Here is a 23310-nt window from a genome sequence, read left to right on the forward strand (position 1 = left end):
CCCCCCCCCCCCCCCCCCCCCCCCCCCCCCCCCCCCCCCCCCCCCCCCCCCCCCCCCCCCCCCCCCCCCCCCCCCCCTCTGCATTTGCCTTACAGCTTCTTTTCCAGCTTGGCCCGGATGGCCTGGAGAAACTCCAGGCTGTTCACCGCCTTTGCCTGGGCCGCCCCCTCCCAGAGACCGGCCAGATCCTTGGTCATCACGCCGCTCTCGATGGTCTCCACGCAGGCCCTCTCCAGCTTGTCGGCAAAGGCCTCCAGCTCGGGGATACCGTCCAGCTCCCCCCGCTTGCGCAGGGCCCCTGTCCAGGCGAAAATGGTGGCCATGGGGTTGGTAGAGGTCTCCTCCCCCTTCAGGTACTTGTAATAGTGCCTTGTCACGGTGCCGTGGGCCGCCTCATACTCATAGTTCCCCTCCGGGGAGACCAGCACGCTGGTCATCATGGCCAGGGAGCCGAAAGCGGTGGACACCATGTCGCTCATCACGTCCCCGTCGTAGTTCTTACAGGCCCAGATGAAGCCCCCCCCGCTGCGGATGACCCGGGCCACCGCGTCGTCAATGAGGGTGTAGAAATACTCGATGCCCGCCTTTGCAAACCGCTCTTTGTACTCGGCGTCGAAGATCTCCTGGAAAATGTCCTTGAACCGGTGGTCGTACTGTTTGGAGATGGTGTCCTTGGTGGCGAACCACAGATCCTGCTTCACGTCCAGGGCATATTGGAAGCAGGAGTGGGCGAAGGAGGAGATGGACGCGTCGGTGTTATACTGGCCCTGGAGCACGCCGGGGCCCTGGAACTCAAAGATGGTCTGCCGGGTCTCTTTGCCGTGGTCGTCCGTGAACACCAGCTCCGCCTTACCGGGGCCCTTGGGCTGGAATTCGCTGTTTTTATACACGTCTCCATAGGCATGGCGGGCGATGGTGATGGGCTTTTTCCAGTTTTTCACCACCGGGGAAACTCCCTGCACCATGATGGGCGCCCGGAACACCGTGCCGTCCAGAATGGCCCGGATGGTGCCGTTGGGGCTTTTCCACATCTGGGAGAGCTTGTACTCCTCCACCCGCTGGGCGTTGGGGGTGATGGTGGCGCACTTCACCGCCACACCGTACTTCTTGGTGGCCTCGGCGGAGTCCACCGTCACCTGATCCCGGGTCTTCTCCCGCTGGGGAAGGCCCAGGTCATAATATTCCGTCTTCAGCTCAATAAAGGGCTCCAAAAGCTCCTTTTTGATATCCGCCCAGAGGATACGGGTCATCTCGTCCCCGTCCATCTCCACCAGGGGGGTGGTCATTTTGATCTTTTCCATGGGTAAACGGCCCCCTTTTCATTTGTCCTCCCAGTTTATCACAGCTCAGAAGCGCAAGTCAATACGGCCGGAAGCCTCCCCTCGCCTTTCGTCATTCTGCCCTATGGCGGGCAGGATGCCGCCCGTCCTTTTGTGTGTATATGTTTTCACTTACTATTGACATATACGAATAATTATGCAATAATCTGAGCATAGCTTCCACAGAGAAAGGTTGATGGAAATGAAAAAGCAATTCACAAAGCTCCTGACCACCACCCTGGTGGCCACCCTGGCCCTGGGCAACGTCAGCGCCTATGCCTGCACCGGCGCCTATGTGGGCAAGGCCGTCAGCAGCGACGGCGCCGCCATCATCGCCCGGAGCGAGGACATCAGCCCTTCAGATTACGATAAGCTTCACACCGTAGTCCCCGCCTCTGACGAGCCGGGACGCACCCTGGACGACATCAACGGCTTCTCCTATCCCCTGCCCGCCCACACGTATAAATATACGCAAATGGAGGATCACGCCTCCGCCGGCGACGGGCTCTACGCCGCCGTCTGCGTCAATGAGATGGGAGTCGCCATTACGGGCACCGTGTCCGCCTCGGGCTGCGATGCGTGGAAGGCCGCCGACCCCACTGTTGAAAGCGGCCTGCGGGAGGCCGTCCTCCCCGCTCTGGCCGCCGCCACCTCCGCCACCGCCAAGGAGGCGGTGACCACTCTGGCCGCTGTGGTGGACGAATACGGCTCCGCCGAGGGCAACATCATCCTGGTGGCCGACCAGACCGAGACCTGGATTATGGAGTTCTACGGCGGACACCAGTACGCCGCCATGAAGCTGCCCGAGGACAAGGTGGCCGTTTTCGGCAACCACTTTATGCTGGGCGCCGCCGACCCCGGGGACGCCGAGAGCTTCGTCCTCTCCGCCGGACTTTTGGAGACCATCGAGGCCGCCGGCCTCACCGTAAAGGACGACGACGGCAAAGTCCTTCTGGCCCAGTCCGTCTGCGGCGGCATGCGCTCCGAGGGCAACAATCTGAGGAACTGGGGCGGCATGCACATCCTGGCCCCCTCCCTGGCCGGAGATACCTTCGAGGCCGATACCTTCTATCCCCTGCTCTACACCCCCGACGAAAAGGTGGACGTACAGGACGTAATGGCCGTCTTCCGCACCCGGTACGAGGGCACCGCCTATGACCTGAACCTGGAGGGGCAGGAGGACAACCGGGCCATCGCCGTGTCCACCACCCCGGACACACACATCGTCCAACTCTTTGACGACATGCCCGCAGACTGCGCCGCCCTCACCTGGCTGGCCCTGGGCGGCGGCGAGCACAGCGTCTTCATCCCCGAGTTCTCCGCCGTCACCCAGCTGCCCGAGGCCTACAGCGTAGACGCCCCCCAATACGACGCCGACAGCGCCTACTGGGCCTTCAAGAAGATCTGCACCCTGGCTGACCAGGATCGGGCCCTCTACAACCCCGGCGTCCAGGCTTACTGGAAGCTCCAGGAGGACGCCCTGGTAGAGCAGATGGCCCAGGAAAAGGAGGTCATCAAGGCCCTGGCCGAGAGCGACCCCGGCAAGGTATCCGACCATGTCAACCAGCTCTCCGCCGACACCCTGGCCGACCTGATGAGCAAGTCCGACGTGCTGTTTGACCAGCTCATCACCTCCGCCACCCACAATGCCGCCCCCGGCAGGAGGGGCCCCAAGACCTTTGTGCCCGGCAATTTCGCGGCCCTGCGCTCCGCCGCCGAGGCCAAGGGCTACACCGTCACCTGGGACGCCCCCGCCAACGCCGCGGTGCTCACCAAGGATGGCCAGAGCAAGACCGTGCCCCTGACCGGCGGCGCCGCCTTCGTGGTCGACGGCTTCACCTATGTCCCCGCCTCCTTTATCGAGGAGCTGTAAGCTTCAAAAACTTAATAATAAAGGGAAGGACAGGCCGAAGCGGCCCGTCCTTCTCTTTTTCTCTGCAGCTTACGCTTTCCCCTTGTTTTCCCGTCCGCCGGGGCGTTTTTGCACTTTTTTCCGCCGGCTGCGGACGCACCGGATCAGCAACACCGCCAGGGCTATAACCAGCGCCGTCGCCAGCAGGACGACCGCGGTGGGCGCACCCATGGGGATGAGCAATCCCATCGGGTTCCAGCTGGACTTTACCGCCTTGCTGCCATTCGGCAGCTTCACCGTCCCCGTCTCTTCCAAGTAGGAGGCCAGGGCATACCAGGCCTTTACCTCCCGGCCATTTCCGTCGTGGATGATCCGGGTCTCAAAGTCGGTGACCTCATTGCCCTGCTCGTCCCTGGGGGTGATGGACAAAAGGCCGAAGGACTTGTCCTTTACCGTGGAGAGCATCTGTCCCGAGTAGAGGTCTGCCACCACCCGGTAGAGCTGGTCGTCCCGGATCTCCGTCCGCTCCGCTCCCACCCCCAGGCCGCACTTCGTCACCCGATCCAGAAACATCCGGTGAGGATTATATTCCCACCAGGCCCCTGCCCCGAAAAGCTCGGCGGCGGGCATCAGGGCGGACACGGAGGCGTCCACCTCAAAGGCGTTTTTCAGGTCCTTTCCCGTGAGATACACAGATACCAGGGGATAGCCCGGACTTCCGTCCGCCCCGGAGCCCAGGGAGAGGATATCAAAGGCCTGGGCGGTGGTGATATCCCCCGCCCGAAGCCTGTCCCGGATGACCCCGTCGGGGGCCACGGCGAAGGCGACGGGCACATAGTCCTCCCCCTCGATGCCCTTCACGGTCTCGATATAAGCCCCGCCGATGAGGTCGCCGGTCTCGGCAATGGTAAAGTCCCGATCAGACCGGGCGATGACCTGGTCGTAGCCCAGGCCGAACTGGGAGAGGTAGTTTTCGTCCACCTTGGCCTTAAAGCTCTGGGCCAGGGCCTCCATGTCCGGATCAGGGGCCACGGAGCCGTCGATGGGGAGCAGCTGATACTCAGAATAGCTCAGCTCATGGTCGGGACTCACCTTCTTGTGAATGGTGATGCGCCCCAGGTTCTGGGTGTAGGGCCCGCAGGAGACGATAAGGGTGTTGTTCACCTGGATGGGCTCGGACAAGGTGGTGTGGGTGTGGCCGGAGATGATGAGGTCGATGCCCTCCACCGCCCGGGCCAGCTCGTAGTCCTCCCCCTTGCCCTCCTCGGTGCCGGAATGGGACAGGCAGATGATAAAGTCAGCCCCTTCCTTCTCCCGGATCTCCGCCACCACCCGTCCGGCGGCCTCGGCCAATGGCTCCAGGGTCATGCCGGACATGGGGGCACATTCGTCGGAGTCCACTCCCATCACCCCGAAGACGGCGATGGTCAGCCCCTCCCGCTCAATGACGGTATAGTCGGTGACCGGGTAGTCCTCCATTGCCTTGACCAAAGCCTGAGAGGCCGGGTCGGCGGGGTCTTTGGGGGTCTTGTAGTTGGCCTGGACGATGGCGGGAAGGGCCTCGCCCCTTTCCTCTGCGGCGGTGAGCATGTCCGCCAGGCCCTGGGGCCGGTAGTCAAACTCATGGTTTCCCAGGGTCACCGCGTCGTAGTCCATAGCCCCCAGGGCCCGCAGCTCCGGGGCGTCGGTAGCATAGACGGTCTGGAACAGGGAACCCATGGAGAAGTCTCCGGCGTCCAGGGTGACGGTGGGATAGGAAAAGGCGCTGCCGTCCCCCACGTCGGCGGGAGTCCGGCGCTGTTCCTCCAAAAGGGTGGACAGCCGGGTGTAGCCCCCTATGTCTCCCGCGTCGGGGTAAAAGTGGTCGTGGGTATCGTGGGTGAAGAGCACGGTGAGGCCCAGGCTGGGGGCGTTGGCCTGCGCCGGAACCGTCAGGCCCAGAAGCAGCAGCGCGCTGAGTGCCAGAGCGGAAAATCGTCTCATGGTTTTTCCTCCTTGATGTCCGTCAGAACAGGGATATTTTACCACACCCCGGCGGGTTTTGGAACCCCGCTGTGGATCCTGTCTCTCCTTTTCAAGCCCCATCTGTAAAATCTCCTTGTCTTTTTCTCCCGGCGGTCTTATAATGGGGAACATCTGAAAGACAAAGGAGCCGGTCATTATGGCAAAGACTGTCATTCCCCAGGGGTACGCCCCCTCTCTCAACCTCTATGATACCCAAAAGGCCATCGGCCTTCTCAAGCGCCTGTTTGAAGACACCCTGGCCGGGGCTCTGAACCTGCGCCGGGTCTCCGCCCCTCTCTTTGTGGAGGCCAGCACCGGCCTGAACGACGACCTCAACGGCGTGGAGCGGCCGGTCTCCTTTGATGTGCCCTTTACCGGCAAGGACGCCCAGGTGGTCCACTCCCTGGCCAAATGGAAGCGCATGGCCCTCTACCGCTACCACTTCTCTGTGGGGGAGGGGCTCTACACCGACATGAACGCCATCCGCCGGGACGAGGAGCTGGACAACCTCCACTCGGTCTACGTGGATCAGTGGGACTGGGAAAAGGTCATCGCCCCCCGGGACCGCACGGTGGAATACCTGAAAACCACCGTGGAGGCCATCGCCGAGGCCATCCGGGAGACCCAGGCCACCCTCCGCTCCGCCTTCCCCGTTCTGCTCAAGCTCCCCGCCCTACCCGATACGGTCAGCTTTATCACCGCCCAGGAGCTGGAGGATCGCTGGCCGGACAAGACCCCCAAGGAGCGGGAGCGGGAGTGGCTGCGGGATCACCCCCTCACCTTCCTCATGGGCATCGGCGCCCCCCTGCGCTCCGGCAAGCCCCATGACGGCCGGGCCCCCGACTATGACGACTGGGCCCTCAACGGCGATCTGCTGGTGTGGAACAGCGTCCTCCAGAACGCCTTCGAGCTCTCCTCCATGGGCATCCGGGTCAGCCCCGAGAGCCTGGACGCTCAGCTCACCGCCTCCGGCCACGACGAGCGCCGGACGCTGCTGTTTCACCAGCTTCTCCTTGCCGGCAAGCTGCCCCTCACCATCGGCGGCGGCATCGGCCAGTCCCGGCTGTGTATGTACCTGCTGGGCAAGGCCCACATCGGCGAGGTGCAGGCCGGCATCTGGGACGGCGACACCCTGGAGGTGTGTCAAAGCGCCGGGGTCGTCCTGCTGTAAGAGGAAAAGGACAAACAAAAACGCCCCGCCTGTCTGTGACAGGCGGGGCGTTTTTTCTCTGTTCAAAGGGTGATCCGGATCTTCTCCTCGTCCTTGAAGAGGATCTTGCAGGTGTCGCACAGATAGGTGCGCTCCGGCAGGCAGATGAGCACCGTACCGTCGTGGTGCACGGGGAAGGGCGCCCCGTGCCAGGCCCCCGCCCGAAATACCACCATGGTACCCGCCGGGACAAGGAAGGCCACCTGCTTGTCAAACTCCACCTCTCCCCCATTGGCAGGGGCGGCGGCCATGACCATGTCGTCGTCCAGAGGCATCATCACCTCCATGGCGGCGCTGTGGTACTCCGCGTCGGCGATGACCATCTCCCGCTTGCCCACCTTCAGGCTGCCGAAGGCGGTAATGGCGCTGCTGGCGTTGGGCACCAGCACCATATCCCGGTGAAACACCGAGGGGTATTCCCCCATGCCGTAAGCCTCCCCGGGATCGGTGATGTTGGCGATAAAACCATAGGGGGCGAAATTCTCCGCGGTAATGGGAACGGCCTTGATGGTTTTCATGTTCAGCCCCTCCTCAGTAGACCGGGTTGTCCACGTTGACCTTGTCCACGTCCTGATAAGGGGCAAGGGTGGAGACCATCTTTACCGGCGCGTCATAGGCGTTTTTCACATAGTGGACTTCGCCGGGCTCAATATGGATCAGGTCCCCCGCCGACAGGGTGTGCACCACCCCGTCCACCACGATGTCCACCTTGCCCTCCAGGATAAAGAAGTTCTCCTCCATCACATTGTGGTAGTGGGCCTGGAAGTCCTCTCCCGGGCGGAAGCGGACGATGGCGAAATTCATCCGGGGGCCCTTCATCAGATACTTGGGGCCGCTCTCTCCGAAGCGGTACTCCCGCTCAGACTCATTGATGACAAACATTTTTTACTCCTCCTCTTTCTCGGCCTTACAGGCCGGGGGCGATCCACATATTCCGGGTCAGGCCCTGGTCACAGAGCTTCAGCTGCTCGGGATAGATCCTCTTCCAGTTCTCATAGAGCTCGTCGTAGACCTTCTTCACCCCGGCGTCAGGCTGGAAGACCCGGTCCCACTTGACCGTTCTCTCCACCGCCTCAGCCAAGTCCTTATAGAGCCCTACGCCCACGCCGGCCAGGATGGCCGCGCCCAGGGCGGTGGCCTCCTTTACCACCGGCACCTTCACCGGCTTGCCGGTGACGTCAGCGACGATCTGGCTCCACAGGGGGCTCTTGGCGGCGCCGCCGGCGAAGATGAGCTCGTCGGGCTCATGGCCCGTAGCCTCCTTCACCAGCTCGATGTGGCTGCGTACCAAAAGGGCGGTATTCTCCAAAATGGCCCGGTAGAAGGTGTACTTGTTGAACTTCTCCGGCTCCAGCAGGAAGTTGGTGAAGGTGGGGCTGGCGTGCTTCCAGTTGATGAAATTCATAGTGTCGCTGAAGCAGCACTGCATGCCATAGCACCCTGCGGGGATGTCCTTTGCCTTCTCGTTCATCAGATCGTAGGTATCCCGGCCCGTCTCGGCGGCCAGCCGGGCCTCCTCCTGGCAGAAGCCGTCCCGGAACCAGCGCATCACAAGGCCGGGCTTGAAGGCCAGGGCCTCATACTGCCAGAGGTCGGGCACCGCGTGGCAGTTCACCCGCACCCGGCAGCCTGGGTCGGTCTTGCCCGAGTCGGTGTTGAACTCATACTGCCAGAAGCTGCCGCCGAACACGGCGGCCTGCCCCGCCTTGTAGGCGCCCACGCCCAGGGTGCCCAGCTGGCAGTCGCCGCCGCCCACCACCACAGGGGTGCCCGGGGCCAGGCCGGTGTCCAGCCCGCCCTTTTCGCTGACTACCGCAAAGTTGGTTCCGCACTCCACCACCGGGGGGAAGATGTCGGCGCGCAGACCGCACTTGGCGGCGATCTCAGGCAGCCAGTCCCGGCTCTGCAAGTCCATGATGCCGGTGGTAGAGCCATTGCTGGGCTCCACCGCCAGCTTCCCGGTGAGCTTGTAGATCAGCCAGTCGTTGAACATGCCCACCGCGGCGGTCTTTTCATAGATCTCGGGCATATTGTCCCGCACCCACAGGATCCGGGGCAGGGCGCCCAGGGCGTAGGTCTGGCCCGACTTCAGGTAGACCTCCTTCTCCAGGTTGGGATCCAGCTCCTTGAGCTGCCCCACCTGGGCGTCGGAGCGGGCATCCACATTGGCGCAGGCCCAGATCTCCTCGCCCTCCTTGTCGTAGAGGAGGATGCCCTCCCGCATGCAGGTGGTGGACACCGCGGCGATGTCCGCCGGGGCGATCCCCGTCTGCTCCAGTACGCCGCGGATGCAGCCCCGGGCCAGCTCCCAGTTATGTACCCAGTCGAAGTCCATGCTTCCGGGCCAGCGGGGATCCTCCTTGTGAGACCACTCCTCCTGGACGCAGCCCACCTGCTCTCCATCCAGGGAAAAGACCACGGCCCGGACGCTGCCGGTGCCCGCGTCTACCGCCATCAGGTACTTTGCCATACCGAATAACCCCCTATATCAAAAGTGTTTTGAAATTTCTTACGGTTCCGGCGTCTCCAGCAGGAGCTTTGCCGTGTCCTCATCGGTGATGAGCACATCCAGGTAGCCGCCCCGAAGGGCCGCCAGGATGGCCTCCGCCTTCCGCGCCCCGCCGGCCACGCCGATGACGTTGTCCAGCTTGCGCAGCTCCTCCAGCGGGGTGGACATGAGCCGATCCTCCAGCTCAATGGAGATGGGATTTCCATTCTTATCCAAAAAGTGGCTCAGCACGTCTCCCACCGCCCCCTGCATCTTCAGGAAGGTGAAGTCGTTCTGATTCAGGATGCCGTTTTTCAAAATGGTGGCCTGATCGTTCATGCTGCCGATACCCACCACGCTCATGCTGGACAGGGGGATCATGCGGAAGATCTCCCCCACATCAGGCTCCTGCCGCAGCGACTGGCGCAGCTCCCCGCTGGAGAGCAGCAGGGGCGACGGGATCAGATAGAGCCGGGCGTTGAACACGTTGGAGCGGGTGTTGGGCAGATAGTAGTTCACCCCGCCGGTGAGGCTCACCACGTTCAGGGGCGACTGCGCCGCCGTGGCCAGGTGGTTGAGGATGCGGCTGGTGGTGTCGCCGTAGCCCATATTGATGAAGGCGTTATCCTCCGCCCGGCGCAGAATGTACATCGCCGCCGCCTGGGCGATGCTCTCGTTGGGAGAGGTCAGCGTCGAAGCTCCGGGGACGATAAAGACGTCGCTGAGGCCGAAGCGGGCGATCATATCCTGCTCCAGCTGCATCCGGCGGCTGCTCTCCTGCCGGACGTTGAACTGGATCACCCCGGTCTGTCTGGCCCGCTCCAGCAGGCTGATGACCTTGGAGCGGCTCACCCCCAGCAATTTAGATATGTTCTGCTGGGTATAGCTTTCAATATAATAGTACCAGACCGCCTTCACCATCAAAATGTGCTCATAGTCCAGCTTGTCGATCTTATCCAGTCTCTCTTCCATACAGATGCTCCCAAATAGTCAAACAAAAGTTTTTCGCTCCGTCAAATGTCTTTCGTTTATAGTATAGCACCAGTCCCTTCCCACTGTCAAATGAAAGCAGCAGAATTTAAGCACATTTTTGAAGTTTGGAAAAAATGACAAAATTTTGACATTAAAATTGTGCATATGCAATAAAAAGGCGGTTTTTGCGGGCCTTTGGAGTTGATTTTTTGACGGAATTTTAAGAAAAATCCGGAGGAGGCATCCCCTCCCTCCAGTTGACAAACGGGGAAAAAGTCTTTATGATATGGATGAAAACAAAAAGCCTCATTCGGTAACATTTGTTACCACTCTGAAAGGGATTGGGGGAGTCCGAGTGGAAACCAACGAGACCGTGGCCAAAACAGCACCCCTGCTCTCGGTGCGGAGCATCTACAAATCTTTCGGTCTAAACGCGGTACTCAAGGGCATCGACCTTGATATCATGCCGGGAGAGGTGCTGGCGCTGATCGGCGGCAACGGCGCGGGCAAGTCTACTTTAATGAAGATCATCATGGGCATCTACACCCATGACAGCGGCGAGATGTCCATCAACGGCCAGGCCGTGGCTCTGAACCGCCCCTCCGACGCGCTGGCCCACGGCATCTACATGGTGCCCCAGGAGCCGCTTCTCTTCCCCAACATGACGGTGGAGGAGAATATCGTCATCGGCTTCGACAAGAGCAAGGCCGAGCTCCATAAGGAGCTGGTGGACACCATGGCGGAGATCGGCTGGAACCTGGATCTGGGCCGGAAGGCCAACAGCCTGTCCATCGCCGAGCAGCAGCTGGTGGAGATCCTCCGGGGCATCCTCCGCCACGCCCGGCTCCTCATTCTGGATGAGCCCACTTCCGCTCTCACCTTCGACGAGGTCAAGAGCCTTTTTAAGGTCGTCAATGACCTGCGGGAAAAGGGCATCGGTATCATTTACATCACCCATCGCCTGGCAGAGGTCTTTGATATCTCCACCCACGTGGCCATCATGCGGGACGGCACCATCACCATCCAGGGCCCCGTAGGGAACTTCACCCGGGAGGATCTGGTCAAGGGCCTTCTTCCCCCTGACGCAGATGAGGCCGCCCAGAAGCAGGCCGGCTCCGCCAAACCGGTGGACTACTCCGCCCAGCCCGTTCTGGAGCTGGAGGATTTCAGCGGCTACGGCTTTGACCACATCAGCCTGAAGGTCTATCCCGGCGAGATCCTGGGTGTGGCCGGTGTGGTGGGTGCGGGCCGCACCGAAATGGCCACCACCATTTTCGGCATGGACAAAGTTCTGGGCGGAAAAGTCCTTCTCAAGGGGCAGGACATCACCGGCCAGAAGACCCGGCAGGTCATCGCCGCCGGCCTCAATTACGTCCCTGAGGACCGGCACCTCAACGGCCTGTTTAAGATCTGCGACGTCTCCGCCAACACCACCAGCGCCAGCCTTACCGGTGGGGTGCTGGGCAAGTTCATCCTGAACCGCCGCCGGGAGTTTGATATCACCGACCGCTATGTTCAGAACTTCCGCACCAAGGTCACCGGCCACGATCAGCTCACCGGCAGCCTCTCCGGCGGCAACCAGCAGAAGATCGTCATCGGCCGCTCCCTGGCCACCGAGCCGAGCATCGTCATCCTTGACGAGCCCACCCGGGGCATCGACGCCGCCGCCCGGGGCGATGTGTACAGCATCATCCACCAGCTTCGGGAGCAGGGGGTCTCCATCCTGCTCATCTCCAGCGACATGGAGGAGATCGTAGAGCTGGCCGACCGGGCGGTCACCATGTACCAGGGCCGCGTCAACGCGGAATTCCAGAAAGAAGACATCAACCAGGACAACCTGATGGCCGCGGCCTTCGGCATCGTGGAACGGGAGGCGAAACAGGCATGAGCGCAGCAAAAAAAGTCTTGAAGGCGCGGGAGATGACCGCCCTTCTGTTCCTGGTGCTCCTCTTTATTCTTGTGGGCATCAGGGCCCCCGCCTTCCTGGCCGACAGCAAAAACGTGGCCAACTGCTTTAACGACTCTGTGGTCTACATCCTCATCGCCGTGGCCATGGCCTTCGCCATTTTCATCGGCGAGATCGACGTGTCCGTAGGCTCCAACCTGGGTCTGGTGGCCGCCGTGGTGGGCACCATGCTCCAAGACGGCAAGAGCTGGGCGCTGGCCTTTCTCATCGGCATCCTCATGGGCGCCGTGGTGGGTCTGGTCAACGGCTGGGGCGTGGCGGTGATGAGGATCCCCTCCCTCATCTTCACCCTGGGCACCAACGGCATCCTCCGGGGCTTGATGTACCTTCAGGTGGGCACCAAGCAGGTCACCGACCTGCCCATCGAGTTCAAAAGCGCCTCCTCCTTCACTCTGGGCGGCTTTCCCCTGACGGTGTGCTTCTTCTGCGTGCTGCTTCTGGTGGCGGCGATCCATGTGATCCTGACCCGCACCAAGCGGGGCCGCTATTTCATCGCCGTGGGCGATAACGCCGGCGGCGCTGACCTGGTGGGCATCCCCGCCACCCGGACGAAAGTCCTGGCCTATGTCATCTGCGGCGTCCTCTGCGCCGTGGCCGGCATCCTCTTTGCCAGCCGGGCCGGCCAGGTGACCTCCCAGTCCGGCAACGGCTATGAGATGAAGGCGGTGGCCGCCTGCGTGCTGGGCGGCATCAGCCTCTCCGGCGGCGTGGGCAGCGTCATCGGCGCCAGCATCGGCGCGGTGATCATGGCCTCCATCAGCGCCCTGCTGGTGTTTATGGGCTTCTCCTCCAACTTCGACGGCGCCATTACCGGCGTCATCCTCATCACCATCGTGGTGGTAGACGCCCTGATGCAGCGCCGGGCCAACCTGCGCAACCGCCACGCCCGCCTGGCCGCGCGAACGACTGTGTACGCCGATGGAAAGGAGGTGGCCGGGAAATGAGCAAGCCCAACACCTCCCAAAACGGGCAGCCCAGCGCCCTGCGTCAGCTCACCAAGGGCCCTAACCTCAAGTGGAACCTTGTCCTGGTGTGCCTGCTGGCGGCCGAGTTCTTGATCTTCGGCCTTGCCAATCCCAAGTTCCTCTCCCTCAACCGTATTTTTATTGCCGCCACCGGCGACCTGCCCATCTGGTACATCTCCCTGTTCGTCACCTTCGTCATGATCACCGGCGGCATTGACATCCAGTCCTGTGCCATCGTGGGCTTCACCTCCATCATCATCGGCGTGGGCTGGCAGGGCTTTGGCATGAACATTTGGGCCGCCGCCCTTCTGGGTGTGGTGATCGCCACCCTCTGCGGCGCCCTTTCCGGGTTCTTTGTGGCCTACTGCGGCGTGCAGGCCATGGTGGTGACTCTGGGCGGCTCCTTCCTGTACGGCGGTCTCGCCCTGCTGGTGTCCACCCTGTCCGGCACCGCCGCCTACAATGGCATCAGCGGCTTCCCCGACAGCTTCAAAAACCTGTCCAAGACCAGCGTGGGCCCGGTGCCCCTGCCCATCATCATCTTCCTGCTCATGCTGGTCTGCGCCTACATCCTGCTCCACCGCAGCAAATACGGCCGCAAGGTCTTCCTGGTGGGTGTGAATCCTCAGGCCGCGGAATATTCCGGTATCAGCTCCCGGGCTGTCACCATGTCCACCTATGTCCTGTCCGGTCTGGCCGCCGGCATCACCGGCGTGGTCATGACCTCCCAGCTGGGCATTGCCAAATCCGACCTGGGCGGCAACTTCACCATGATGATCATTACCGCCTGCGTGCTGGGCGGTACCCTTTCCACCGGTGGTAAGGGAAGCGTCATCGGCACCGCCCTGGCCGCCATCGCCATCACCCTGGTGCGCTTCGGTATGCCCCTGTGTTTCAACATCAACAAGCAGTATCTGGACATCCCCATCGGCGTGCTGCTGGTGGTGGTCGTGGTAGGCCGGGCCCTGGCCAACAACCCCACGGTCATTGCCAAGATCGGCAAGCTGCGTGAGGGCAGAAAAAAGGACGCTGCAGGCGTCCGGTAAGCTCGTATATTCCGGGGCTTCCACCCCTGAATATGATATAAAAACAGGAGGTACGCAATCATGAAAAAGAAAAGTCTCGCACTGTTCCTCGCACTGAGCATGACCCTGTCCCTGGCCGCCTGCGGTGGCGGCAGCTCCAACACCCCTGCTCCCGCTGAGTCCAAGGCCGCTGAGCCCGCTCAGTCTCAGGCCGCCGATCCCGCCCCCGCCGGCGGCAGCGTGGAGGGCAAGGTCGTCGCTTTTATCCCCAAGGTCAGCGGCAACGCCTTCTTCGAGGTGGCCAACACCGGTGCCCAGGAGTTCGCCAAGGACTGGGGCATCACCGTTGACTACATCGGCTCCCCCAACGCCACCGTGGCCGACCAGGTGCAGTGCATCAACGACGCCGTGAGCAAGGGCGTTGACGCCATCTGCATCTCCACCGTGGACGCCGCCGGCGTGTCCGATGCCCTCCAGGCCGCCAAGGCCGCCGGCATCGCCGTGTCCACTTGGGACTCCGACTCCAAGGTGGATGACCGTGCCCTCATGGTCTCTCAGGGCACTCCCGAGGTTCTGGGCCAGATGCTGGTCGACCTGTCTGTCGAGGGTCTGAAAGCCCGCGGCGTGGATCCCGAGAAGGACACTGTCAACTACTGCTGGCACTACTCCCAGGCCACCGTTACCGACCAGAACTCCTGGCAGGTCGAGGGCGAGAAGATCATCAAGGACAAGTATCCCAACTGGGTCAACGTCCAGCCCGACAACTACTACTCCGAGCAGGATGCTGAGAAGTCCGTCACCATCGGCAAGGCCGTCCTGGCCGCCCACAGCGACATCGACCTCATCATCTGCAATGACTCCACCGCTCTTCCCGGCCAGCTGGAGGCCGCTCAGCAGGCCGGCCTGACCAAGGACGACGTGACCATCACCGGCTTCGCCACCCCCAACGCCATCAAGCCCTACTGCACCGCCAACATCCTCCACAACTGGGGCCTGTGGGACTGCAAGGTTCAGGGCGCTCTGGGCTGCTATGTGGCCGCTTACATCGCCGCCGGCAATGACGTGAAGGTGGGCGACACCATCGACGTTCCCGGCATCGGCTCCGTTGAGGTCATGCCCAACAACTGCCTGAATCCCGACGACGCCACCGCCGACGTCAACAACGGCGTGGTGCTGCTGCCTGAGCGCGCCATCTTCAACGCCGAGACCATGGACAATTACGATTTCTGATTTCTTCTTCTCTTTTCCGCCGGCTCCCCCGCCGGCGGGCAGGAGCGGCGGGGCCTGTGCCCCGCCCGCTCCCGAAAGCGCGTCGGTCTGCCCGGCGCGTTTTCGGGAACGGAGACGCTCTTTTTCGGGCAAACCTGCCCTCAAAAGAAAAAACACTTCGTTTTACATTGCTTTTATTGAAAAAGGAGGATATAATCATGGCTGATCTGGACGGTCTGAAGGTCTCCAAGGACTATCACGTGGAGGTTCCCTTCGCCAATCAAAAGGGCTTCTTCCTCAAGGGCATCAACAGCCTGGACTGGGGTATGAAGAAGCATATGGCCAACATTTTCGATCCCGAGAGCGGCAACACCGTAATGTTCGCCTTTGACCACGGTTACTTTATGGGCTCCACCGCCGGCCTGGAGCGGCTGGATCTGCTCCTGCCCCAGCTGGCCCCCTATGTGGACTGCTTCATGGGTACCCGGGGCGCCATCCGCACCTGTGTTCCCCCCGAGCTGACCAAGAGCGTGGCCCTGCGGGTCACCTCCGGCTCCTCTATGCTCCAGGACGACCTGAGCCACGAGGTGGTGGCCGTGGACATTGAGGACGCCATCCGCATGAACGCCGACTGCATGGCCGTACAGACCTTCATCGGCGGCGACGGCCAGCTCTCCAGCCTCGACAACCTCAGCCAGGTCATCAACGCCGGCATGCGCTACTCCATCCCCACCATGGGCGTGTGCGCCGTGGGCAAGGACATGGCCCGCACCGACCGCTTCTTCAAGCTGGCCACCCGCATCATCGCCGAGATGGGTGTGCAGATCGTCAAGACCTACGACTGTGAGAACTTTGAAGAGGTCGTGGCCGCCTGCCCGGTGCCCATCGTAGTGGCCGGCGGCAAAAAGCTCTCCGAGCCCGAGGCCCTGAAGCTGGCCTACGGCGTCATCCAGAAGGGCGCCCACGGCGTAGATATGGGCCGGAACATTTTCCAGAGCACCCACCCCGTGGAGATGGCCCAGGCTGTGGCCATGATCGTCCACAAGGGCGCCACCGACAAGGAGGCTCTGGAGTTCTTCCAGGACGCCACCCACAGCAAGTAAGCCAGGATCTGCCGGGGGAGGGAGACGGGAAGGTCTCCCTCCCCTTTTTATGATGTTAAGGAGGCTGATGTCCCAATGGCATTGCAAGTGCTGCAAATGGTGCTGCCCATCGTCGTGCTGCTCCTGCTGGGCGCCCTGTGCCGGAAAAAGCAGATCTTCGATATGAAGGGACTGGCGGGCCTGAAGTCGGTGGTGGGCGACGTGTGCCTGCCCGTGGTGCTCTTCAACGCCTTCTTTACCGCCCACTACTCCCCCACCGTCGTCCTGCTCTTCGTGCTGGTCTACGCCGGCTTTGCCGCCGCTCTGGCCGCCGGCTTCGCCCTGCGCAGGCTGGTTGGCGTCCACGGCAAGTTCTTCCCCTTCCTCCTGGCCAGCGCCGAGGGCGGTATGCTGGGCTACGCCCTCTACGGCGTGCTCATGGGGGAGCAGTCCGGCTTCGCCGCCGTGGATCTGGGCCAGACCGTCTTCGCCTACACCGCCTTCCTGGGCCTTCTCTCCCTCACCGACGGCCAGAAGCCCACAGCCAAGGGCCTTTTGAAAAATATGGTCACCAATAAATGCTGCATCGGCATGGCCCTGGGCATCCTTCTGGGGGCCCTGGGCGTCGGCCAGTGGGTGCTCTCCAGCGCCGCCTCCGGCGTCGTCACCGGGATCATCTCCGCCGTCACCGCCCCCACCAGCGCTCTGGTGCTCCTGGTGGTGGGCTACGAGCTGGAGCTGGACAAGTCCATTTTGAAGCCTGTGGCCGTCACCGTGGCGTGCCGTTTGGCGCTGATGGCGGTGCTGCTCATCGCGGTCAGCTTCCTCACCTTCCACATCGTGCCCTATGACCGGGGCCTCCACATCGCCCTTATGATCCTCTATGCCCTCCCCGCCCCCTTCATCATCCCCCTCTTTGCCGATGTGGGAGACGAGGGCAAATACATCTCCACCAGCCTGTCGGTGCATACTCTGTGCACCATTCTGCTCTTCGTGGCCATCGCGGCCTTCAGCCTGACCTGACAGAAAGGGGCCTCTCACCATGGCAAAGCGTTCCCAGCGCAACACCCGCGGCAGGATCGTCAACGCGGCCTGGAAGCTCTTCTACGAGCAGGGCTACGAGCACACCACCGTGGAGGAGATCATCGACCTGTCCAATACCTCCAAGGGCTCCTTCTACCACTACTTTGACGGGAAGGACGCTCTTCTGAGCACCCTCAGCGACCTCTTTGACGACAAGTATGAGGCCCTGGAGGAGGTCATGACCCCGGATATGCCCGCCATGGAAAAGCTTCTCTTCCTCAACCGGGAGCTGTTCGAGACCATTGAGAACACCGTCCCCATGGAGCTGCTCTCCCAACTCTTCGCCACCCAGCTGGTCACCAGCGGGGAGAAGCACCTGCTGGATCACAAGCGCACCTACTACCGCCTTCTGCGGCGCATCATCGCCCAGGGCCAGGCCGACGGGCAGCTCTCCACGGCGCACAGCGTCAACGAGCTTTCCAAGCTCTACGCCCTGTGTGAGCGGGCCCTCATGTACGACTGGTGCCTGTGCGGCGGAGACTATAATCTGCGGGACTACGCCGCCCAGGTCATGCCCCAATTTTTAAGCGGCTTTCTCCCTGGTTAAAGGCCTAAATTTCGTATAGCTTCTTTCCTTTTTATTTCAGGAAAAATTCAATGTGTCTCTCAACGGAGTATAGACCACGGTCTATACTCCGTTCTGTATTGCGTTCTATTTTAAACTGTGGTATGATGTTCGCAATGTTCGTCCCCCCGCCCTTTGAGAGAGAGGCGGGGCACATACAAGGGAGGTTCCAACCATGACCACAGCGCAATTCTGTATCCTGGCCGCCATCGTGCTCTACCTGGTGGTGACCATCCTCATCGGCGTCTATTTCAGCCGCCAGGGCTCCGGAGACTCCTCCGACCAGTTTTATCTGGGCGGGCGAAAGCTGGGCCCCATCGTCACCGCCATGAGCGCCGAGGCGTCTGATATGAGCTCCTACCTGCTCATGGGCCTTCCCGGCCTTGCCTATCTGTGCGGCGTGGCCGAGGTGGGCTGGACTGTCATCGGCCTGGCGGTGGGTACTTACCTCAACTGGCTCATCGTGGCCCGCCGTCTGCGGCGCTACTCCGCCCAGCTGGGGGCCTTCACCCTTCCCAGCTTCTTCTCCCGCCGCTATAAGGACGACCGGCAGATCCTCTCCTGCATCGCCGCCGTGGTCATCCTCATTTTCTTCGTCCCCTATACCGCCTCCGGCTTCAAGGCGGTGGGCACTCTGTTCAATAGCCTCTTTAGCGTGGATTACCACGTGGCCATGATCGTGGGCGCGGTGGTCATTATCGGCTACACCGTCCTGGGCGGCTTTATGGCCGTTTCCACCACCGACCTGATCCAGAGCATCGTCATGACCATTGCCCTGCTGGTCATCGTGGTCTTCGGCGTTGGCCAGGCCGGCGGCCTGGACGTGGTCATGGACAACGCCCGCGCCCTGCCCGGCTACCTGAACCTGACCCAGGGCTACAACGCCGCCACCGGTACCGCCGCCACTTACGGCGGCCTCAGCATCGTCTCCACTCTGGCCTGGGGCCTGGGCTACTTCGGTATGCCCCACATCCTGCTGCGCTTTATGGCCATCCGGGACGAGAAGGAGCTCACCACCTCCCGCCGCATCGCCTCGGTGTGGGTGGCCATCTCCATGTTCGTGGCCATCGCCATCGGCGTCATCGGCTACAGCGTCTCCGTGGCCGGAAAGATCCCCTTCCTCACCACCAGCGCCGAATCGGAGACCATCATCGTCCGGCTCTCCGACCTGATGAGCCGCCACGGCCTGCTTCTTGCCGTCATCGCCGGCATCGTGCTGGCGGGTATCCTAGCCTCCACCATGTCCACCGCCGACTCCCAGCTCCTGGCCGCCGCCTCCAGCGTCTCCCAGGATCTGCTCCAGGATTTCTTCCACATCAAGCTCAGCCAAAAGGCGGCCATGCTGGCCGCCCGGGGCACCGTCATCATCATCGCCCTCATCGGCATGGCCCTGGCCTGGGATCCCAACAGCTCAGTCTTCGGCATCGTCTCCTTCGCCTGGGCGGGCTTCGGCGCCGCCTTCGGCCCGGTGATGCTCATGGCCCTGTTCTGGCGGCGGAGCAACAAGTGGGGCGCCCTGGCCGGTATGGTCTCCGGCGGCGCCATGGTCTTCATCTGGAAGTACGGCGTGGCCAAGCTGGGCGGCGCCTGGGCCATCTACGAGCTGCTCCCCGCCTTCATCGTCGGGTGCGTCGCCATCGTCGTAGTCTCTCTGCTCACCCCCGCCCCGGAAAAGGCCGTCACCGACGCCTTCGACGCCGCGGGCAAATAAGGTCAAACAGAAAAGAGGGGCTTGAAGCATTTGCTTCAAGCCCCTCTTTTTATTCGCTCTTCAGCTGCTTTACGTACCGCCCATTATCCTCCACAAAGCCCACCTTCTTCAGATAGGCCCCGTGGACTTCTGTCGCGGTGGGAACCACCAGCTTCCTGTAGCCCTGCTCCTCCAGTTGGCGGTAGAGATACCGCCCCACCGAGCAGTCCCGGTACTGGGGCACGCTGTAGTCCAAAGCCACCTCCAGCGTCCCCTCCTCCAAAAGCCGGCCGGTCAAAACTCCGGCAGGGGTGGTGTCACAGCACACCAGAAACACCCTGTCCGTCCCGGCGCCGGAAAGGGCCTGGGCGGGAAAATATTTCCGGATATCCTCCTCATAAAACCGGAGGAAGTGCTGAAGATAGGCCCCCTCCCGCTCCAGGGCCAGGAAGGTAAAGGCCCGCTCGGTCTTGGCCATTTTGATCAGGAAGTAGATGTTCACTCCCACCAGGCAGAAATTCATCACCGCCGTGGGATAGGAGGAGATGAACAGGGCGTAGACGGCGAAGATGAACGAGCCGATCATATTGATGACCCGCAGCTTCACCACCGAGGTCATCAGCAGCGAGACCAGCACCAAAAGAGAGGCAAAATAGCCCACCAGTTCCAAAATCATCTGTCTGTCCATAAGCGTTCTCATTCCTTTGCTCCCATAAAATTGCAAAAACCTTTTTCAGTATATCATTTTTAGGTTCTCTTGTCCATTTCTTTCACCCGCGCGCTTCCCACGGCATAAGATAGGCCAGCAATGGAAATGGAGGGAGCGCCCATGCGGCAAATGGATCTCTGGGTCATCGGCGGTGACCCCCGGCAGGCCACCCTGGCCAGATCGCTTCGGGAGGACGGCCACACAGTACATACCTACGCGCTGGAGCGGGGCGTGGAGCCCTCGCTGGTCAGCGACAGTCTGGAGGGGCTGGCCGGGGCGGACTGCGCCGTTCTCCCCCTCCCCGCCCTGGAGGGCGACCGGATCAACGCCCCCCTCTCCGCCCGGGGGCCCCTTCTCAGCGAAGTGCTGGACGCCATGGCCCCCGGCGCCCTTCTCTGCGCCGGGATGGTCTCCCCCGTCCTGGCCCAGGCCGCTGAGGCGCGCTCTCTGCGGCTGGTGGACTATCTGGCCCGGGAGGAGCTGGCGGTGGCCAATGCCGTCCCCACCTCCGAGGGCGCCATCCAGATCGCCATGGAGGAGCTGCCCATCACCCTCCACGGCGCCAAAGCTCTCGTGATCGGCTACGGACGGCTGGGCAAGGTGCTCTCCCGCCAGCTCCGTGGCCTGGGCGCCGCCGTCAGTGTGGCGGCCCGAAGTTGTACCGATCTGGCCTGGGCCCAGGTGTGGAGCTATGGGGTGGAGCGCTCCGACCAGCTCTCAGGCTGGCTGTGCGCCTATGACCTGGTGATCAACACCGTCCCCGCCCCCGTGCTGGGGCCTGAGGAGCTGGGCGACCTGAAGCCGGGGTGCCTGGTCATCGACCTGGCCTCCAAGCCCGGCGGGGTGGACTTCTCCGCGGCGGCAGAGCTGGGGGTGAAGGCCATCTGGGCCCTCTCCCTCCCCGGCAAGGTGGCCCCCGTCACTGCGGGCCTGGCCATCAAAAACACTGTCTACAATATCTTGACCGAGTTTGGAGTGTGACCATTATGGAACAGCCCTCTTTCCGCATCGGCTTCGCCCTGTGCGGCTCCTTCTGCACCCACGCCAAGGCCCTCTCGGCCCTGGAAAAGACCAAGGCCCGCTTCGGGGACGTGACGGCCATCGTCTCGGAGAACGTGGCCGCCCTGGACACCCGCTTCGGCGCCGCCCACGAGCTCATGCGGGAGCTGGAGCGCATCTGCGACAAGCGGGTGATCGACTCCCTGCCCAAGGCGGAGCCCCTGGGCCCCAAGAAGCTGCTGGACGCCCTGGTGATCTGTCCCTGCACGGGCAACACCCTGGGGAAGCTGGCCTCCGGCGTGGCGGACACCACCGTCACCCTGTCCGCCAAGTCCCATCTGCGCAACGGACGGCCCCTTATTCTGGCGGTGTCCACCAACGACGCCCTGGCCTCCTCCGCCAAGAGCATCGGCGCTTTGCTGGATAAGAAGAACGTATATTTCGTCCCCTTCCGGCAGGACGATTACAGGGAAAAGCCCACCTCCCTGGTGGCAGATTTCGACCTGGTGCCCGACACCGTCGCCGCCGCCCTGGAGGGCCGCCAGCTCCAGCCCCTGGTGCTGGGCCCGGCAGAGTAACTCTACTTACGCAAAAAGCCCCCGGCCTCCCTTCGGGCCGGGGCTTTTTTCTGCCTCTCCCCACCTGCGGTTCCGGCAAACCGGGAGTCGACCTCCGGCCAACGCAAGCCCTCTAAAATGTTGATTTACTTTTTTCCTTTCTTCGTGTATAATAGGCATGCTTTTATCCCTACGCAATATTGTGACAGGAGGCCCCGGAAATGGATATTTCTTCCACCTTTTCCCAGTATGATAAACAGACCGATGTGGGAATATGTGTCTATGATAGAGGGGGCCACTATATCTATATCAACGATACCTTTCTCAAGATCCGAAAGGTGTCCCGGGAGGAGTACCTGGGGCTGACGCCCTACGACCTGTACAATAACAATCTGACGGACAAGTGCGTGATGGATGCGGTGCGGAAAAACCGGGCCACCACCACCGATGTGCAGACGGTCTTTTCCAAGGACGGAAAAACAGTGCTGCGCAAGCATCTTGTGACCCTGCGCCCCATCTTTGACGCCAACGGAGAGATCGAATATTATGTGGGCTATTACAAGGATCTGGAATCCTTCAACGAAGAATATGACGACAAGACCGCGCCGCGGCATACCAACACCGACGAGCGGGGCTTTCGCACCATGATCGAGGGCGAGCCGGAGAAGGTCCCCTTCGTCGCCGTCAGCGAAAACATGAAGGCCCTTTGCCAGACGGCCCGTCAGGTGGCCGACATCGACTCCACCGTCCTTCTCACCGGCGAGACGGGAACCGGAAAAGAGGTATTTGCCTCCTATCTTCATACCATCAGCAAAAGACGGACGCATAACTTCGTGGTGGTGGATTGCGCCGCCCTGCCGGAGACTCTGATGGAGAGCGAACTGTTCGGCTATGAGAAGGGCACCTTCACCGGCGGTCTGTCCACGGGAAAAAAGGGGCTTATCGAAAATGCCGACGGGGGCACCCTCTTTTTGGACGAGATCAACTCCCTGCCCATGTCCCTTCAGGGCAAGTTGCTGCGCGTCATTGAAACCAAGTCCATCAAAAAGCTGGGCTCGGTAAAGCCCCAGGAGGTGGACTTCCGGCTCATCGCCACCACCAATGTAGATCTGGTCAAGTGCGTGGCGGAGAAAACCTTCCGGGCCGACCTCTACTACCGGCTGAACATCCTGCCCTTCTATCTTCCCCCGCTGCGGGAGCGGCGGGACGACATCCGCCCTCTGGTAAGCCGGTTTTTGAATGAGTTCCAGCAGCAGTACGGCGTCCGGCGGGAGCTGTCGGAGAACGTCTATCAGGAAATGATGGAATACGATTGGCCGGGCAACGTCCGGGAGCTGCGCAACTTCATCGAGCGCAGTGTGCTCATGGGCGCCACAGCTCTGGAACCCTGGACGGCCCCGCCGCCGGAGCCGGAGAAAAAGGTGTTCTCCCTGAGCCGGACGGCCAGCGAGGATGAGGAGAAGAAAGCCATATTGGCGGCCCTGGCCGCCAATAATAACCACAGGGAGCGCACGGCGCAGGCCCTGAACATCTCCCGGCGGACATTGCAATATAAGCTGAAGAAATACAACATTGTATAAAGCAAAAACAGAGGAGGACGGGACATGAGTCCCGC

Annotated in this window: 20 protein-coding genes; 13 read left to right on the forward strand and 7 right to left on the reverse strand. The window is 61.9% G+C overall.

Translation table 11 applies throughout. From position 1 onward, the window contains the following. Positions 1-89: 89 nt before the first annotated feature. Positions 90-1301 (reverse strand): NADP-dependent isocitrate dehydrogenase, encoded by a 1212-nt coding sequence (locus tag NFR87_RS07915; RefSeq protein ID WP_251448727.1) that lies wholly within the window; start codon positions 1299-1301, stop codon positions 90-92. Positions 1302-1521: 220 nt separating this feature from the next. Between NFR87_RS07915 and NFR87_RS07920 the strand changes: the two genes are divergently transcribed. Beyond that, on the forward strand, positions 1522-3192 hold the full coding sequence (locus tag NFR87_RS07920) for a C69 family dipeptidase (protein WP_251448728.1): 1671 nt from the start codon (positions 1522-1524) through the stop codon (positions 3190-3192). A 69-nt stretch (positions 3193-3261) separates the two neighbouring features. On the opposite strand, the gene NFR87_RS07925 is transcribed toward NFR87_RS07920, so the two are convergent. After that, entirely contained in the window at positions 3262-5154 is a 1893-nt protein-coding gene (locus tag NFR87_RS07925; RefSeq protein ID WP_251448729.1) for a bifunctional metallophosphatase/5'-nucleotidase, read from the reverse strand. Between the two features lie 178 nt (positions 5155-5332). Here NFR87_RS07925 and asnA point away from each other — a divergent pair, with 178 nt between their 5' ends. After that, entirely contained in the window at positions 5333-6346 is a 1014-nt protein-coding gene (gene asnA / locus NFR87_RS07930; RefSeq protein ID WP_251448731.1) for an aspartate--ammonia ligase, read from the forward strand. Between the two features lie 62 nt (positions 6347-6408). On the opposite strand, the gene NFR87_RS07935 is transcribed toward asnA, so the two are convergent. From NFR87_RS07935 to NFR87_RS07950, 4 genes are read right to left on the reverse strand one after another with little or no spacing between them, the layout of a single operon-like run. Then, entirely contained in the window at positions 6409-6903 is a 495-nt protein-coding gene (locus NFR87_RS07935) for an ureidoglycolate lyase (protein ID WP_251448733.1), read from the reverse strand. A 13-nt stretch (positions 6904-6916) separates the two neighbouring features. Continuing rightward, positions 6917-7267 (reverse strand): cupin domain-containing protein, encoded by a 351-nt coding sequence (locus NFR87_RS07940; protein WP_251448735.1) that lies wholly within the window; start codon positions 7265-7267, stop codon positions 6917-6919. Between the two features lie 25 nt (positions 7268-7292). After that, a complete protein-coding gene (gene lsrK, locus NFR87_RS07945) occupies positions 7293-8855 on the reverse strand; it encodes an autoinducer-2 kinase (RefSeq protein ID WP_251448737.1) in 1563 nt (520 codons plus the stop codon). Between the two features lie 39 nt (positions 8856-8894). Next, positions 8895-9845 carry a sugar-binding transcriptional regulator gene (locus NFR87_RS07950; RefSeq protein ID WP_251448739.1) on the reverse strand — a complete coding sequence of 317 codons (951 nt, stop codon included), beginning with the start codon at positions 9843-9845 and terminating at the stop codon, positions 8895-8897. A 355-nt stretch (positions 9846-10200) separates the two neighbouring features. Here NFR87_RS07950 and NFR87_RS07955 point away from each other — a divergent pair, with 355 nt between their 5' ends. From NFR87_RS07955 to NFR87_RS07990, 8 genes are all read left to right on the forward strand, one after another. Further along, complete coding sequence (locus NFR87_RS07955; protein ID WP_251448742.1) at positions 10201-11733, forward strand: sugar ABC transporter ATP-binding protein; 1533 nt, start codon at positions 10201-10203, stop codon at positions 11731-11733. Next, the gene (locus NFR87_RS07960; protein ID WP_251448744.1) at positions 11730-12755 is read left to right on the forward strand and encodes an ABC transporter permease; all 1026 of its coding nucleotides are present in this window, start codon (positions 11730-11732) and stop codon (positions 12753-12755) included. The genes NFR87_RS07955 and NFR87_RS07960 overlap by 4 nt, the downstream gene beginning before the upstream one ends. Continuing rightward, positions 12752-13822, forward strand: coding sequence for an ABC transporter permease (locus tag NFR87_RS07965; RefSeq protein WP_251448746.1), 1071 nt, complete (start codon positions 12752-12754; stop codon positions 13820-13822). The genes NFR87_RS07960 and NFR87_RS07965 overlap by 4 nt, the downstream gene beginning before the upstream one ends. Positions 13823-13882: 60 nt before the next feature. After that, the gene (locus tag NFR87_RS07970) at positions 13883-15031 is read left to right on the forward strand and encodes a substrate-binding domain-containing protein (protein ID WP_251448748.1); all 1149 of its coding nucleotides are present in this window, start codon (positions 13883-13885) and stop codon (positions 15029-15031) included. Positions 15032-15228: 197 nt separating this feature from the next. Beyond that, a complete protein-coding gene (gene lsrF, locus NFR87_RS07975; RefSeq protein ID WP_251448750.1) occupies positions 15229-16113 on the forward strand; it encodes a 3-hydroxy-5-phosphonooxypentane-2,4-dione thiolase in 885 nt (294 codons plus the stop codon). A gap of 75 nt (positions 16114-16188) precedes the next feature. Further along, on the forward strand, positions 16189-17115 hold the full coding sequence (locus NFR87_RS07980; protein WP_251448752.1) for an AEC family transporter: 927 nt from the start codon (positions 16189-16191) through the stop codon (positions 17113-17115). Positions 17116-17134: 19 nt separating this feature from the next. Further along, a complete protein-coding gene (locus NFR87_RS07985; RefSeq protein ID WP_251448754.1) occupies positions 17135-17722 on the forward strand; it encodes a TetR/AcrR family transcriptional regulator in 588 nt (195 codons plus the stop codon). A gap of 193 nt (positions 17723-17915) precedes the next feature. Then, positions 17916-19451, forward strand: coding sequence for a sodium/proline symporter (locus NFR87_RS07990; RefSeq protein ID WP_251448756.1), 1536 nt, complete (start codon positions 17916-17918; stop codon positions 19449-19451). A 49-nt stretch (positions 19452-19500) separates the two neighbouring features. Here NFR87_RS07990 and NFR87_RS07995 read toward each other — a convergent pair whose 3' ends face one another. Then, positions 19501-20118: a YgjV family protein gene (locus NFR87_RS07995; protein ID WP_251448758.1), complete on the reverse strand. Its 618-nt coding sequence runs from the start codon at positions 20116-20118 to the stop codon at positions 19501-19503. 141 nt (positions 20119-20259) lie between these two features. On the opposite strand from NFR87_RS07995, the gene dpsA reads away from it, so the two are divergent. The 3 genes from dpsA to NFR87_RS08010 all read left to right on the forward strand — a co-directional run bounded on the left by dpsA (position 20260) and on the right by NFR87_RS08010 (position 23275). After that, positions 20260-21120 (forward strand): dipicolinate synthase subunit DpsA, encoded by an 861-nt coding sequence (gene dpsA, locus NFR87_RS08000; RefSeq protein WP_251448760.1) that lies wholly within the window; start codon positions 20260-20262, stop codon positions 21118-21120. A gap of 5 nt (positions 21121-21125) precedes the next feature. Then, complete coding sequence (locus tag NFR87_RS08005) at positions 21126-21716, forward strand: dipicolinate synthase subunit B (protein WP_251448763.1); 591 nt, start codon at positions 21126-21128, stop codon at positions 21714-21716. A gap of 200 nt (positions 21717-21916) precedes the next feature. Further along, a complete protein-coding gene (locus NFR87_RS08010) occupies positions 21917-23275 on the forward strand; it encodes a sigma-54 interaction domain-containing protein (RefSeq protein WP_251448765.1) in 1359 nt (452 codons plus the stop codon). The last annotated feature ends 35 nt before the right edge of the window (positions 23276-23310 follow it).

This window comes from Vermiculatibacterium agrestimuris, from assembly GCF_943193085.1.
In the GTDB taxonomy this organism is placed as follows: Bacteria; Bacillota; Clostridia; order Oscillospirales; family Oscillospiraceae; genus Vermiculatibacterium; species Vermiculatibacterium agrestimuris.